Consider the following 712-nt stretch of genomic DNA (forward strand, 5'->3'; position numbering starts at 1 on the left):
AGTCCGCTCTGCTTGCGGGGGGCGACGTCGGGCTGCCCGAAGCGGACGCTGCCGACGCAGTCGACGCCGACCACCTTCAGGTCGGGCGAGCTCTCCAGGAGCGCGGCGGAGGTGCCGCAGAGCGAGCCGCCGCTGCCGACCGAGCCGACCAGGACGTCCACGGTGCCCAGGTCCTCCACGAGTTCCGCCGCGAGGGTCCGGTAGGCGGCGGGGTTGTCGGGGTTGCTGTACTGCTGCGGCCACCAGGCGCCCGGCAGGTCACGCATGAGGTCGGCCAGGCGTTCCAGGCGGGCGCTCTGCCAGCCCTGGGCGGTCATCGCCTCCACCACGTGCACCTCGCACCCCATCGCCTCCAGTTTGGCGAGGGTGACGGAGTCGATACGGGGATCGGTGACGATGTGCACCGGGTGTCCGAGGTAGGTGCCCACCAGGGCGACACCGAGGGCCATGGTCCCCGAGGAACTCTCGACGATCGGCGCGCCGTCCCGCAGGGCGCCGCTGCGCCGGGCCTCCAGAATCACCCGGCGGGCGACGCGGTCCGTCATGGCGTACGGGTTGAGCAGTTCCAGCTTGGCGTGGACCTCGACGCCCTCCGGGGCCTCCACGCGCAGTCGGACGAGCGGAGTGTTGCCGATGGCGTCGACCAACGTGTCATGACGCATGCGCGCTCCCTGGCGAGGTGCCGCGACGGCGCGGCGGACGGTGAGGATCT

Annotated in this window: 1 protein-coding gene; it reads right to left on the reverse strand. The window is 72.1% G+C overall.

Features of this window, described 5'->3' with window-relative positions:
* Positions 1-662 (reverse strand): PLP-dependent cysteine synthase family protein (locus ACFXPK_RS32945; protein ID WP_385080835.1); only part of this gene is annotated, 662 nt, incomplete at its 3' end.
* Between the last annotated feature and the right edge of the window lie 50 nt (positions 663-712).

Origin of the sequence: Streptomyces sp. NPDC059142 (assembly GCF_042755665.1) — a bacterium.
Classification (GTDB): Bacteria; Actinomycetota; Actinomycetes; order Streptomycetales; family Streptomycetaceae; genus Streptomyces.